Source organism: Sphingopyxis panaciterrulae (genome assembly GCF_014199295.1).
In the GTDB taxonomy this organism is placed as follows: domain Bacteria; phylum Pseudomonadota; class Alphaproteobacteria; order Sphingomonadales; family Sphingomonadaceae; genus Sphingopyxis; species Sphingopyxis panaciterrulae.
In genome coordinates this window covers 458217-470777 of sequence record NZ_JACIJH010000001.1, presented here as the reverse complement: position 1 = coordinate 470777, position 12561 = coordinate 458217, and the positions used below count along the sequence as shown (strand labels likewise).

Here is a 12561-nt window from a genome sequence, read left to right as displayed (position 1 = left end):
TTAGGAGGATTGAGGGTGCCACCGCGCTATGCGAGCTACAAGGCTCTTTCGATCGCACAGGATGGCCACGTCCTGACGATCACGCTCGACAACCCGCCATTGAACGGCATGACACCGGAGGCGCACGAGGAGCTGACGCGCGTCTGGGCCGATGCCGGGTCCGACACCAGCGTCCGGGTGATCGTCTTCACCGGCGCGGGCGAACGCGGCTTCTGCGCCGGCGGCGACCCGCGCAAGATGATCGACAATTGGGGCAACCGCGAACGCTGGCACGTCGGCATCTTCGAAGCGCGGGCGATCATCGTCGGCATGCTCGAATGCCCGAAACCGATCGTCGTGCGAATCAACGGTCATGCGATGGGCATGGGCGCCAGCCTTGCGCTCGCGGGCGACATCACGGTCGCGGTCGAAGACGCGCTGATCGGCGATCCGCATGTCAGCGTCGGCCTTGCCGCGGGCGACGGCGGCTCGCTGCTATGGCCGAACCTCGTCGGGCTGGTCGAGGCGCGCCGCCACCTGCTGAGCGGCGAACCGCTCCGCGGCAAGGAGGCGGCCGCAAAGGGGCTGGTCACCGAATCGACCACGCGCGACGATCTGGATGCGGCGGTGAAGAAATGGGTCGACATCTTCCTCTCCAAATCGCCGTCTGCCCTGCAGACGACGAAGCAGGCGCTAAACCTCGACCTGCTCGACAAAGCGCGGCGCCACATGGGCGAAATGCTGCGGCTCGAGACGCGGTCATGGGAATCCCCCAACCACCGCGAGGCGGTGCAGGCGATGATCGACAAGCGCCCGCCCGAATTCATCGACGAATGACCCTGGAAATCCCGAACCATGTCTGACGAACTCGATCCCGGCGTTCTTGCCGAGAGCTTCGCCGAAATGCTCGGCGCCGAATGGCCGCGCGAAAAGGCGGTCGCCTGGTCGCAGGCCCCCGCCCTTTTCGCCGAACCCCTGTGGGAACAGATGGCGGCGCTCGGCTGGACCGCGCTGACCGTGCCCGAGGCGTATGGCGGGCTGGGGCTCGGCATGGAAGCGGCGGCGGCGCTCCATGCGGCGCTGGGCGCCGCGGCGGCGCCCGTCCCGATGCTCGGCACCACGCTCGCGGCGGCGCTCCTCGGCGCGGCGGGGAGCGAGGCGCAGAGGACGAAGCTGCTGCCCGGGCTTGCCGACGGCTCGTCGCGGGCAGCGGTCGCGCAGCCCGGCGACATGCCGATCCGACTCGATGGCGGATCGGTGGGCGCGACCATCCCCGACATGATCGGGGCGCCGGCCGCCACTCTGCTTTTCCTGCGCGGCGAGCGGGCGGGCCGCCCCTGCTGGCTCGCCCTTCCGGCCGATGCGTCCGGCGTGTCGATCGCGGCGACCGCGCTCACCGACGCGACGCGCACGCTCGGCACGGTCACCCTCGACGGCGTGACGGTCGACGAGGATGCCCTGATCCTGGCGGAAGATCCCGCAGCGCTCGACGACCATCTGCTGCGCGTCGCCGCGATCGCGATCGCGGCCGACGCGATCGGCGGCGGCGAAGCCGCGCTCGCGGGCACGATCGACTATATGAAGGTGCGCGAACAGTTCGGCCGCGTGATCGGGTCCTTTCAGGCGCTCAAGCATCGTGTCGCCGATCATCAGGCGGCGCTGGTCGCGGCGCGCGGGCTGGTCGAACATGCCGCCGGCCTGCCCGACGACGCGCCGCACGCGCTGCTCGATGCGCTGTCGGCCAAGCAGCATGTGACGCGTACCGTGGCCGAGATCGCGCGCGACTGCATCCAGCTCCACGGTGGGGTCGGTTTCACCGCCGAATTCTTTCCCCACATCTACCTCAAGCGCGGCAAGCTCAACGAGGTTCTGTTCGGAACGCGCACGATCCTGCTCGACCGCATCGCCGACATGCTGGAGGCCGCGTGATGAGCCGGACGTTCGACATTCTCTCGAAGGTCGGCGACGAGCCCGCCTTCCGCCAGGAAATTCGCGACTGGCTCGCCGCCACCGTACCCGCCGACTGGCGCCGACGATGGCAGGCGGTGCGCGAATCCGAGTTGAAGGCGATCGTCGTCGACTGGCTCGAGGAACGGCGCAAGGTCGGCCTCGCGACGCCGCACTGGCCGCGCGAATGGGGCGGCCCCGGCATCCCCTTCGCCTATCAGATCATCGTCTATGAAGAGTTTGCGCGCGCAGACGCGCCCGAACTCGACATGTTCACCATCTCGCTTTTCCACACGCCGGCGACCTTGTTCGAGCATGGAACGCAGGCGCAGAAGGATCGGTATCTGGGCGGCATCACCCAGGGCGCCGACATCTGGTGTCAGGGATTCTCCGAGCCCGGCGCGGGGTCCGACCTCGCCTCGCTGCGCACCAGCGCCCGGGCCGAGAGCGGTCATTATGTCGTCAACGGGCAGAAGATCTGGTCGTCCGCCGCGATGCACGCCGATTACTGCCTGCTGCTCGCCCGCACCGACCCCAATGGGCCGCGCAAGCACGATGGCATTTCCTATTTCATCATGGACATGAAGACGCCGGGCATCGAGGTCCGCCCCATCCGGCAGATCACGGGCGAAGCCGAATTTGCGGAAATCTTTCTCGACGATGTGAAGATTCCGGCCGAAAACCTGATCGGTGCCGAAGGCGATGGCTGGAATATCGCGCAGTCGACCCTGTCGACCGAGCGCGGCCTCCTCATCTTCGGCGCGGTCGAACGGCTCGCTCGTTCGTTCGAACTCGACGGCAAGGAAGCGAAGGATGGCTGGATGCGCGACGTCCAGTTGCGCCGCGAATATGCCGCTTTTCACGCCGAGCTCCAGTCGCTGCGGCTGATGATCCGCAAACTGCTGATCGAGCTCGAGGCCAATCCGGACAAGGCCTCGCCGACGCTGCCGACCTATATCAAGCTGATCTGGGGCCCCTTCCTGCAGCGCTACACCGAATTCCTGCTGCGCGCCGAAGGCATCGACGCGCTGAAATGGCAGCCGTCGATCCCCGGGACCGGGCACAGCAGCCGCCTGCGCATGAACGATTTCCTGAAAAGCTATGGCTGGACGATCGCGGGCGGCTCCAACGAGATCATGCGCAACATCGTTTCGGAGCGCATCCTGGGACTGCCGCGCGGCTGATGCGAACGAAGGAGCGGAGGGTATGACCGATATGGCAGCGGCCGGCGTCACCAATGCGGACCGATCGGGATCGATCTGGCGGCTGGTCCTGCCGCTGATGGTCGCAGAGGTCGTCGGGTCGCTCGAACTGACGATGATCTACGCCGCGATGCGCAGCCTGATCGCCGATTTCGGCAGCGCCTCGGCGGCAGGGTGGCTGATTACCTCCTTCATGCTCTCGTCGGCCGCGGGCGCGGCGCTGTTCGGCCGGCTGGGCGATCTGCTCGGCCGGCGGCGCATCCTGCTCGCGGTGCTCGTCATATCGACCGCCGGCTCGGTAATCAGCGCGCTGACGCGCGATCTCGGTTGGCTGATCGTCGGGCGCGCGATGCAGGGCGCGGCGGGGTCGATCGTGCCGCTCTGCTTCGGCATCGTACGCGAACATGCGCCGCCCGGGCGCGTGCCGTTCGGGGTCAGCATGCTCGCCGTGGCGGCCAGCCTCGCCTCGGCGACCGGGCTGGTGATCGGTGGCGTCATCATCGACCTCGCCGACTGGTCGATGATCTTCAAGGTCACGGCGGCGATGGGGCTGCTCGCAACCTTCTGCATCGCGGTCTTCGTCCAGCGCGACCGTGCCTGGGACCCCGGCGCCGTACGCGACGACCTGATCGGCGGATTGCTGTTCATCCCCGCCGCGGTCGGGCTGCTGCTCGCGATCGACAATATGGGCCATGCCGGCTGGTCGGATCGGATGACGCTCGTCTATGTCGCGGTCGCGGTCGCCTCGCTCGCGGCCTGGGTGTGGCGCGAACTCAGCGTGCCCAATCCGCTTCTCCAGGTGCGGCTGCTCGCGCGTCCCGAAATCGGCTGGGCGAACGCCTGCTACGTCGCGCTCGCCCTCGGTGCGTTTCAGGGGGGGCAGATCATGGCGCTGTTCGGCCAGCAGGCCCCCGAAACCGGGGCGGGGCTCGGCCTGTCAGCGACGGCGGCGGGCTTTCTGCTGCTGCCCGCCAATTTCATCACGGCGGCCTGCTACCCCTTCGTCGCGCGGATGGTCGAGCGGCATGGGCCGCGGCTGGTCGGGGCGATCGGGTTCCTGATGATCGTCGTCGGTTTCGGTTCACTGATCCTGTGGCATCATGATGTCGCGCTGGTCATGACGCTGCTCGTCATCCAGTCGATCGGCCTGGGGGTCGTCTATGTCACGCTACAGATCGTGATCGTCAGCGCCGCGCCGGCCGATCGGGTCAGCGAGGCGACAGGCATGATGACCGTCATTCGCGCGACGGCGATGGCGATCGGCGCCCAGACCGTGGCGACCTTGCTGTCGGCGGCCGGACATCATGGCGCGGGCGTCGTGCGCTTCCCCGCCGAAGCCGACTATATCACCGTATTCCTTTTCGTGGGCGGCACGGCCCTCGTCGGAATGCTGATCGCGCGCAAACTGCCGCCACGGCTGACCGCCGTGGCGCGGCCGCACTGATCCTGTCGAAAGGACGATCGATGGACGAACGGATCGCGCCCCTCTTCTCCCCTTTCGCCTTGCGTTCGCTGCGCCTCGCAAACCGGATCGTGATGGCGCCGATGACACGCGGCTTTTCCCCCAACGGCACCCCCGGGGCCGATGTCGCGGCCTATTATGCGCGCCGCGCCGATACCGGACTGATCATCACCGAGGGCGTCGGCGTCGACCACCCCGCCGCGCTCGGCGGCAGCGGGGTCGATGGCGACAATGCCCCGCACATGTACGGCAAGGCCGCGCTCGAAGGCTGGCGCGCGGTGGTCGATGCCGTCCATGCCGCGGGCGGGGTCATTCTCCCGCAACTCTGGCATCAGGGGGTGATGCGCGAGATGGGCACCGGCCCGCACCCCGAAGTCGAATCGGTTCGTCCCTCCGGCATCTGGGGACCGCTCGACCGGACGGCGATGGTTTCCCCGCACTATATGGAAACGGTCGCGGGCGAGCCCGGCCGGCCGATGTCCGACAGCGAGGTTGCCGATGTGATCGCGAGCTTTGCGCGCAGCGCCCGCTGGGCGATGGAGATCGGCTTCGACGGCATCGCGATCCACGGCGCCCACGGCTATATGATCGACAATTTCCTATGGGAGGGCACCAACCGACGCACCGACCGATGGGGCGGCGACCACCGGGCGCGCACCGCCTTCGCCGCCGAACTGGTCCGCGCCGTCCGCCGCGAGATCGGACCCGAGCCGGTCGTCAATTTCCGCTTTTCGCAATGGAAGCAACAGGATGTGCGGGCACGCCTCGCGGAGACGCCACAGCAGCTCGCGGAGGTGCTCGGCCCGATCGCCGATGCCGGGGTCGACATCTTCGACGGCAGCCAGCGCTATTTCGACCGCCCCGAATATGACGGGTCGCCGCTCAACCTGGCCGGATGGGCGAAGAAGCTGACCGGCAAGGCCGCGCAGACGGTCGGCGGCGTCGGGCTCAATTCGGGGGTCTATGATTCGAAGAAGACCGGTGGATCGGACGCGGCGGTCGAAAATGTCCACAAGGTCGCCGAACGGCTTGCGCGCGGCGAGTTCGACCTCGTCGGGGTCGGGCGCGCCATCATGCACGATCCCGAATGGACGCGCCGCATCCGCGAGGGCGACGAACTTCTTCCCTTCGATGAGGGATCGCGGCTCGTCCTGACCTGAATCGGGCCAAGGGAGGAGAGGATCATGGGCGAACTCCTGACCGGCCGCGTGGCGGTCGTCACCGGCGCCGGGCGCGGCATCGGACGCGGGATCGCCGTCGAGCTGGCCCGCGAGGGCGCGAAGGTGATGGTCGCATCGCGCTCGCAAGGCAGCATCGACGCGACGCTCGGCGAGATCGCTGCGGCGGGCGGCGAAGCGATGGGGCGGGTATGCGATGTCGGCGATGCGCGCCAGATCGCCGCTACGGTCGCCGAAACGGTCGAGCGGCTCGGCGCGCTCGACATCCTCGTCAACAATGCGCAAAGCTTCGGCACCGCCCGGCAGCCCGCACCGACGCCGGTTCTGACGCCGCTCGAACGCTTCGACGACGGCGAGTGGGAACGCACCTTCGCGACCGGACCCACCGCGACCTATCATTTCATGAAGGCCGCCTTTCCTCACCTGAAAGCATCGGGCGCCGGGCGCGTCATCAACTTCGGTTCCTATTGGGGTCAGGTAGGCTACGAAGGCTCCGCGGCCTATAATGCCGCCAAGGAGGCGATCCGGGGTCTGACGCGGACGGCAGCGCGCGAGTGGGGCCGATATGGCATCACCGCGAACGTCATCAATCCGGCCATCGCTTCGGATGCGCTGAAAAGCTTCGTCGCGAACCAGCCCGACCGCGCCGAACAGGCGGTGCAGGCGATTCCGATGCGCCGCTATGGCGACATCTATGCCGACGGCGGGCGGCTTGCCGTCTTTCTGGCGAGCGACGATGCGAGCTTCCTGACCGGCATGACCTTCCAGGCCGACGGCGGCCTTTTCATGCATCCCTGACCGAAAGACGCACCATGCCCCAGCCCTTTCGAAATCGCGTCACGCTGGTGACGGGTGGCGCGTCGGGCATCGGCCAGGCGATCGTGCGGCGCCTGATCGCCGACGGCGCCAGGACGGTGTTCACCGATATCGACGAAACCGCGGGCGGGCGGATGGAAGCGGAAGCGGGCGGCGCTGCTCGTTTCCTGCACGCCGATGCGACGGTCGAGGCGGACGCCGAGCGCAGCATAGCAGAGACGCTGGCCGCTTTCGGCCGGCTCGACGTCGCGGTGCACAATGTCGGCAATTTCGGCACGGGCGACGCGGCGGGCACCGGACTGGAGGCCATGGACGTGCAGGCCTGGGACAATACGCTCCGCCAATGCCTGACCAGTTGCATGCTCGGGATGAAATATGCGCTGCCGCCGATGCTGGCGGCCGGATCGGGCAGCATCGTCAACATCGCCTCGCTCGCGGGTATCCGCGTGACGCGCTATGCCTCCTATGCCTATCACGCTGCGAAGGCCGGCGTCGTGCATCTCAGCGAGGCCGCCGCGGTGCTTTACGCCGACCGTGGCATTCGCGTGAACGTCATCGCCCCCGGCCTGACGCTGACCCCCAATATCGCGCGCACGATGCCGGACGAGGTGCGCGCGTCGCTGGTGCGCGAATTTCACCCATCGCAGCGCATGGTCTCGCCCAACGAGATCGCCGACGCGGTCGCCTGGGCCGCGGCGCCCGATGGCGCGTGCGCCACGGGGCTCGTCATCCCCGTCGATGGCGGGTGGTCGGCGCGCTGAGAATCAGGGAAGGCTGGTCACCTTATCTCTGTCGTCGGGGTGCTGCTCCCAGAAGGTGGACCAGCTCTCGTCCGATTGCGGCAATTCGCAGGCGAAACGATCCTCACGGCCGGGCCACCGGTTGAAATCGATCGACCGCGGCGCGCTGCGCGGGTCGCCGACGAACAGGAAGCGCGGGCGGCGCCCGAGGAAATACCAGCGCCCGCCGACGCGCGTGTAGCGATCGAAATAGACCATCAGGTTGACGATCCAGTGGTCGCCATCCTCGTGCTCCGCGCGGCAATAGACGGTGCCGCGCGCGCTGTCGGCGTCGATGTCCGTGATGACGTGCCCGACGATCTGGTGGAAGCTGCGATAGAAGCCGGCGAGCACCCGGTCGTAGAAGGCCCGCGCTCCATCTTCGCCGCTGCCATGCTCGCCGAAGTTGGTTTGGGGTGAAAAAAGCCCGCCGAGGTCAGCGAGATTGCGGCTGTCGACCGCGCGGGCATAACGCGCCGCCAGTTGCTGAATCGCGAGTTGCGCTTCGATTCGCGCGATCCGGTCTTCCAGGCCTGCATCCGGCATCATTCCACCCCTTGTCACAACGCTAGATCAGTATACTATTTAATGACGCCAGTCCGAGCAAGCGGGGAATGCCATGGAAAAGGTCGCCGTTTCCGTCGTCCATCAGCCGGTCGACGCGTCGCCGCTGTTCACGCCCTTTCGCGTCGGCCGGCTGACGCTGGACAATCGTTTCGTCATGGCCCCGATGGGACGCAGTTCGGCACAGGACGGCGTTTTGTCGCCGGCCTATGCGCCCTATTATGCGCGCCGGGCCGCGGGCGGCGCCGCGCTGATCATCGGCGAAGCGACGGCGGTCGACCATCCGACCGCCATGCACATGCACACGAGCTCGACGATCCACGGACGGGGCGCCGAAGCGTGGGCGAAGGTCGCCGAGGCCGTGCACGCGGCCGGCGGCGCCTTCATGCCCCAGCTATGGCATGCGGGACTGATGCGCTCGCCCTATCCCGCCGCCGACCCGAAGCTCGCGATGGTCAACCATCATATGAAATCGATGGGGCCATCGGGACTCTATATGCCCGGACTGCTCGATCCGGCGGTCACCCCGCCCGATCCGGTCGAAGTGGCCGAGCCGATGACGACCGACGAGATCGACGCCTGCATCGCCGCTTATGCCATGGGCGCGCGCACCGCGATGGAGATCGGTTGCGACGGGATCAATATCCATGGCGCCCATGGCTATCTGATCGACGAATTCCTCTGGTCGCGCCTCAATCGCCGAACCGACGGCTATGGCGGCGGCATCGCGAACCGCGTGCGCTTCGCGACCGAAGTCGTTGCGGCATGCCGCGCCGCGACCGCGCCCGACTTCCCCATCATGCTCCGTATCTCGCAATGGAAACAGCAGGATTATCGCGCGCGCTTCGCCCGGACGGCAGACGAGCTCGCCGATTTCGTCGAGCCGCTTGCCGAGGCCGGCGTGAACCTGTTCGATTGTTCGACGCGCCGCTTCTGGGAAGCCGAATTCGAGGGCTCTGACCTCAGCCTGTCGGGCTGGGTGAAGCGGTTGACGGGCAAGGCTGCGATGATGGTCGGCTCGCTGGGCATCGCCAGGGAAGTGCTCGAGAAGGACGCGATGGCGGCACTGCGGGCGGTCGCAGCGGGGGCGGAAGGTGCGGGGGCGCAACCGGCGAGAACGATCGACGGGCCGCCGCACGGGCTGGACGACGCGTTGCGGCGCTTCGCGCGCGGCGATTTCGATCTGATGGCGGTCGGGCGGATGATGATCAGCAACCCCGACTTCACGAATCGCGTGCGCAGCGGCGATTACGACGGGCTGCTGCGCTATGAAACCGCCCATCTGCTGCGGCTCGAATAGGCATCAGGCCTTGCTGATGGGGGGCGCGAAGACCGCGGTGACCGGTTCGAAGCGAGGTGCCCGCCCCTCGCGCTTCGCCGCCAGCGCCTCCTTGAAATCGGGCGCGTCGAGCGTCTTGCGCGTCCAATCCGCGGCGCTGGCGCGCGCGGCCTCGAAATCGCCGCCATCCGCGTGGCGAAGCTGGTGCTTCATCATCGCGAAGCTGGCAGGCGCGCCCTGCGCCAGATCCGACGCATAGGCGCGCGCCGCCGCCGCGAATCCGTCGCGCGGCAACAGGCGCGAGACGAGCCCCTTGGCCAAAGCCTCCTCGGCCCCCACGCGCCGCGCGCTCATCAGCATCTCGGCGGCGTTTCCCGGTCCCATCAGCCGCGACAGCGACCAGGCGAGACCGCCCTCGGCGCACAGACCAAGTTTCGCGAAGGGGGCGACGAAGACCGCATCGTCGGCGGCGATGCGGATATCGGCCGCGCAGGCGAGTGCGAGGCCGATCCCGGCGCAGGGGCCGTGGATCGCAGCGACGACCGGCTTCGGCAATCGCATCAGCCCGTCATAGCGCAGCCCGCCCGAGCCCGAGTTGGGCGCCGACGGATCGTCCGACAATTCGCCGAGAACTTGCAGATCGGCCCCGGCGCAGAACGCGCGCCCGGCGCCCATGAGCAGGATCACCCGCACTGCAGGATCGGCGCCCGCACGCGCCAAGGCGGCGGTCAAGGCGCGCGACAGATCGCCGTTCGACGCGTTGAGGCGGCCGGGGCGGTTGAGCGTGACGCACGCGACGCCGCCCTCCTCGGCATAAAGGACGACCTCTGCCGCCGCGGCCATCTACCAGCCCGCGAAATCGGCGGCGCGCAGCCGATGCCGGCTCGGCGAACCCATCCACACCCAATCGAGCATCGCGCGCTTCATATAGATGTGCGTATCATGTTCCCAGGTGAAGCCGATACCCCCATGCGCCTCGACCGTGTCGCGCGTGACCTGAAGATAGGTATCGGTCAGATGCGCCTTGGCCTGCGCGGCGGCATGCGCGGCCTTGTCCGGCAACGCGTCCCAAGAGTGGGCGGCATACCAGTAGAGACCCCGCGCCGGTTCGGTCGCAAGCGCCATTGCGACGAGTTGATAGCGCAGTCCCTGGAACGCGGCGATCGGCTGGCCATATTGTTCGCGCACCCTGGCATAATCGACCGACATCTTCACGCAATGCTCGGCGCCGCCGAAGGCATCGGCGGCGAGCAGCACCGCCGCCGCATCGGAGAGCCGGTCGCGCGCCGCCAGGCCGTCCGCCAGCAGCTCGGCGATGGCTCCCTCGAACAGAACCGTATCGACGGGACGCGTGCGGTCGCCGCTGTCGGCGCGCTCGGTGCGATAGGCGGCGCCCTTCTCGACCAGCGCCAGCCCCTCGGCGACGCCGACGACGATCAGGTCCGCCTCGGCCGCATTGGGGACGAGCGTCTTGACGCCCGTCAGGCTGCCGTCGGCGCCCGCAAGTTGCCACTCGCCGGGGAACCAGACGCTCTTGCCCTCGGCGAAGGCGACCGTGGCCAGCACCTCTCCCGATGCGAGCCGGGGAAGCCACCGCGCCTTCTGGGCTTCGCTGCCGCCCAGCACGATCGCGACGGTAGCGAGCGCATGGCCGAGCCACGGCACGGGCGCGGCATAGGTGCCGAAGAGTTCGGAAACGATGGCGAGGTCGACCATCGCTAGCCCGAGCCCGCCATGGGCTTCCGGCACGAAAATGGCGGGAACCCCCATTTCGACCAGCCCCGCCCACAATTCGGCGTCGAACTGTGCGTCGCCCTCAATGTCGAAAATCTTGTGGACGCGCAGCGCGTCGCAGCGGTCGCGCAACAGATCCTCGATCGCCGAGAGAAAGGCGAGCTGGTCTTCGGAGAGGAGGAAATTCATGCGCCCGCTCCCGGCACGCGGTCGCGCGGCAGGCCGAGGCTCCGCTCCGCGATGATGTTGCGCTGGATGTTCGATGTGCCGCCGGCAATCGACATCGACAGCGAGATCATGAAGCGCTCGATCCATTTGAGCCGCGCGCCGCCCATGTCGGTGAAATCATCCTCGACGATGTCGCGCGCCAGCTTCGCTATCCGGCCCGCGAGCTCTGTCATGTAGAGCTTGGGCATCGTCTGGAACCAGCCGATGTCGCGCCCGTGGATATCGTGCGACGTCGCCCGATAGGTCGAATAGGTCAGCGACATCAACTCCCCCTCGATCGCGGCCAGTTCCTCGCGGATGCGGGGGTCCCTGATCGCCGGCTCGCCGTTCCGTTCGACCTCTTTTGCCAGTTTCACCAGATCGCGGAACATCGACAGGCTCCAGGTCATCGTCGCGATGCCGGAGCGTTCGTGCTTGAGCGTCGAGCGGGTGACGTTCCAGCCCTTCCCCCGCTCTCCGACCAGCATGTCGGCGGGCGTTTCGGCATTGTCGAAGAAGACCTCGTTGAACTCCGTTTGCCGGGTCATCTGGATCAGCGGCCGGACGGTGACGCCCGGCTGGCGAATGTCGACGAGCAGATAGGAGATGCCGCCATGCTTCGGCGCGTCGGGTTCGGTGCGGACGAGGCAGAACATATGCGTCGCCTTATGCGCGTGGGTGGTCCAGATCTTCTGCCCGTTGATGATCCATTTATCGCCGATCAACTCGGCGCGGGTGCGGAGCGCGGCAAGGTCGGAACCGGCATTGGGTTCCGAGAAGCCCTGGGCCCAGACGATGTCCCCGCGCAGAGTCGGGGCGATGAAGCGCGCCTTCTGTTCCTCGGTTCCCCATTCGAGAAGCGTGGGGACGACCAGCCCGTTTCCGGGGATGCGGCCCGCAGGCGCGCGCGCCTTGGTCAGTTCCTCGCGAATGATTTCGGCCTTGGCGATGTCGGGTTCCTGCTCGCTGCCGCCGAAACGCCTGGGGATCGCCCGGTGCATATAGCCGCGCTCGATCGCCGCGACGACGAACGCGCGCTCGTTCGCGCGCGATTTCAGGTCGCCGTCGGCGGGCGGCCAATGCGCGACGATGAAGTCCCGCACCTCCTGGCGGAACGAATCATATTCGGCGCCGAACCCCAGTTCCATCCTCAATCCTCTATATGATTTATCATCGCCCCTTCTGAAATGCGGCGGGCCCCAAGAGTCAATCGAAATCGTAATAATCAGCTAACTAAGTCACTTGATTATGAGTCCCGAAAGGCGCACCCTCAAGGCCAGATGGACGCTCGGCGCGAGCCATGCCGATCCCCTGATCGCCAAAGGCATTGAATACTTATTGACAAATTATGTCCAAACGTCAGACATGCGATGAACCCGCCGTCCGGCGTGCTGCGTGCTGCGTGCGATCGGGA

At 67.2% G+C, this 12561-nt stretch carries 12 protein-coding genes; 8 read left to right on the top strand and 4 right to left on the bottom strand.

What is annotated here, in order from left to right:
- Window positions 1-15 precede the first annotated feature (15 nt).
- From FHR21_RS02310 to FHR21_RS02280, 7 genes are read left to right on the top strand one after another with little or no spacing between them, the layout of a single operon-like run.
- Window positions 16-816, top strand: a complete 801-nt coding sequence (locus FHR21_RS02310) for an enoyl-CoA hydratase-related protein (RefSeq protein WP_184094893.1) — start codon at window positions 16-18, stop codon at window positions 814-816.
- Between the two features lie 18 nt (window positions 817-834).
- Window positions 835-1908: an acyl-CoA dehydrogenase family protein gene (locus tag FHR21_RS02305; protein WP_184094891.1), complete on the top strand. Its 1074-nt coding sequence runs from the start codon at window positions 835-837 to the stop codon at window positions 1906-1908.
- Window positions 1908-3110: an acyl-CoA dehydrogenase family protein gene (locus FHR21_RS02300; RefSeq protein WP_184094889.1), complete on the top strand. Its 1203-nt coding sequence runs from the start codon at window positions 1908-1910 to the stop codon at window positions 3108-3110. Before FHR21_RS02305 ends, FHR21_RS02300 begins: the two co-directional genes overlap by 1 nt.
- A gap of 22 nt (window positions 3111-3132) precedes the next feature.
- On the top strand, window positions 3133-4572 hold the full coding sequence (locus FHR21_RS02295) for an MFS transporter (RefSeq protein WP_184094887.1): 1440 nt from the start codon (window positions 3133-3135) through the stop codon (window positions 4570-4572).
- Window positions 4573-4592: 20 nt separating this feature from the next.
- On the top strand, window positions 4593-5750 hold the full coding sequence (locus FHR21_RS02290; RefSeq protein WP_184094885.1) for an NADH:flavin oxidoreductase: 1158 nt from the start codon (window positions 4593-4595) through the stop codon (window positions 5748-5750).
- A 24-nt stretch (window positions 5751-5774) separates the two neighbouring features.
- A complete protein-coding gene (locus FHR21_RS02285; protein ID WP_184094883.1) occupies window positions 5775-6566 on the top strand; it encodes an SDR family NAD(P)-dependent oxidoreductase in 792 nt (263 codons plus the stop codon).
- Between the two features lie 14 nt (window positions 6567-6580).
- A complete protein-coding gene (locus tag FHR21_RS02280) occupies window positions 6581-7345 on the top strand; it encodes an SDR family NAD(P)-dependent oxidoreductase (RefSeq protein ID WP_184094881.1) in 765 nt (254 codons plus the stop codon).
- A gap of 3 nt (window positions 7346-7348) precedes the next feature.
- On the opposite strand, the gene FHR21_RS02275 is transcribed toward FHR21_RS02280, so the two are convergent.
- A complete protein-coding gene (locus tag FHR21_RS02275) occupies window positions 7349-7909 on the bottom strand; it encodes a nuclear transport factor 2 family protein (protein ID WP_184094879.1) in 561 nt (186 codons plus the stop codon).
- A 73-nt stretch (window positions 7910-7982) separates the two neighbouring features.
- Here FHR21_RS02275 and FHR21_RS02270 point away from each other — a divergent pair, with 73 nt between their 5' ends.
- Window positions 7983-9227, top strand: coding sequence for an oxidoreductase (locus FHR21_RS02270; RefSeq protein WP_184094877.1), 1245 nt, complete (start codon window positions 7983-7985; stop codon window positions 9225-9227).
- A gap of 3 nt (window positions 9228-9230) precedes the next feature.
- Here the strand turns inward: FHR21_RS02270 and FHR21_RS02265 are convergent, their stop codons facing one another.
- The 3 genes from FHR21_RS02265 to FHR21_RS02255 are packed head-to-tail and all read right to left on the bottom strand — an operon-like array spanning window position 9231 to window position 12295.
- Window positions 9231-10049, bottom strand: a complete 819-nt coding sequence (locus tag FHR21_RS02265) for an enoyl-CoA hydratase/isomerase family protein (protein ID WP_184094875.1) — start codon at window positions 10047-10049, stop codon at window positions 9231-9233.
- Window positions 10050-11129: an acyl-CoA dehydrogenase family protein gene (locus FHR21_RS02260; protein WP_184094874.1), complete on the bottom strand. Its 1080-nt coding sequence runs from the start codon at window positions 11127-11129 to the stop codon at window positions 10050-10052.
- On the bottom strand, window positions 11126-12295 hold the full coding sequence (locus FHR21_RS02255; RefSeq protein WP_184094873.1) for an acyl-CoA dehydrogenase family protein: 1170 nt from the start codon (window positions 12293-12295) through the stop codon (window positions 11126-11128). Before FHR21_RS02255 ends, FHR21_RS02260 begins: the two co-directional genes overlap by 4 nt.
- Between the last annotated feature and the right edge of the window lie 266 nt (window positions 12296-12561).

Excerpts from the sequence above, each read along its gene's own strand:
- FHR21_RS02300 (WP_184094889.1), top strand. The coding sequence starts at position 1,908 with ATGAGCCGGACGTTCGACATTCTCTCGAAGGTCGGCGACGAGCCCGCC.
- FHR21_RS02285 (WP_184094883.1), top strand. The coding sequence starts at position 5,775 with ATGGGCGAACTCCTGACCGGCCGCGTGGCGGTCGTCACCGGCGCCGGG.
- FHR21_RS02280 (WP_184094881.1), top strand. The coding sequence starts at position 6,581 with ATGCCCCAGCCCTTTCGAAATCGCGTCACGCTGGTGACGGGTGGCGCG.
- FHR21_RS02260 (WP_184094874.1), bottom strand. The coding sequence starts at position 11,129 with ATGAATTTCCTCCTCTCCGAAGACCAGCTCGCCTTTCTCTCGGCGATC.
- FHR21_RS02265 (WP_184094875.1), bottom strand. The coding sequence starts at position 10,049 with ATGGCCGCGGCGGCAGAGGTCGTCCTTTATGCCGAGGAGGGCGGCGTC.
- FHR21_RS02255 (WP_184094873.1), bottom strand. The coding sequence starts at position 12,295 with ATGGAACTGGGGTTCGGCGCCGAATATGATTCGTTCCGCCAGGAGGTG.
- FHR21_RS02295 (WP_184094887.1), top strand. The coding sequence starts at position 3,133 with ATGACCGATATGGCAGCGGCCGGCGTCACCAATGCGGACCGATCGGGA.
- FHR21_RS02275 (WP_184094879.1), bottom strand. The coding sequence starts at position 7,909 with ATGCCGGATGCAGGCCTGGAAGACCGGATCGCGCGAATCGAAGCGCAA.
- FHR21_RS02305 (WP_184094891.1), top strand. The coding sequence starts at position 835 with ATGTCTGACGAACTCGATCCCGGCGTTCTTGCCGAGAGCTTCGCCGAA.
- FHR21_RS02290 (WP_184094885.1), top strand. The coding sequence starts at position 4,593 with ATGGACGAACGGATCGCGCCCCTCTTCTCCCCTTTCGCCTTGCGTTCG.
- FHR21_RS02270 (WP_184094877.1), top strand. The coding sequence starts at position 7,983 with ATGGAAAAGGTCGCCGTTTCCGTCGTCCATCAGCCGGTCGACGCGTCG.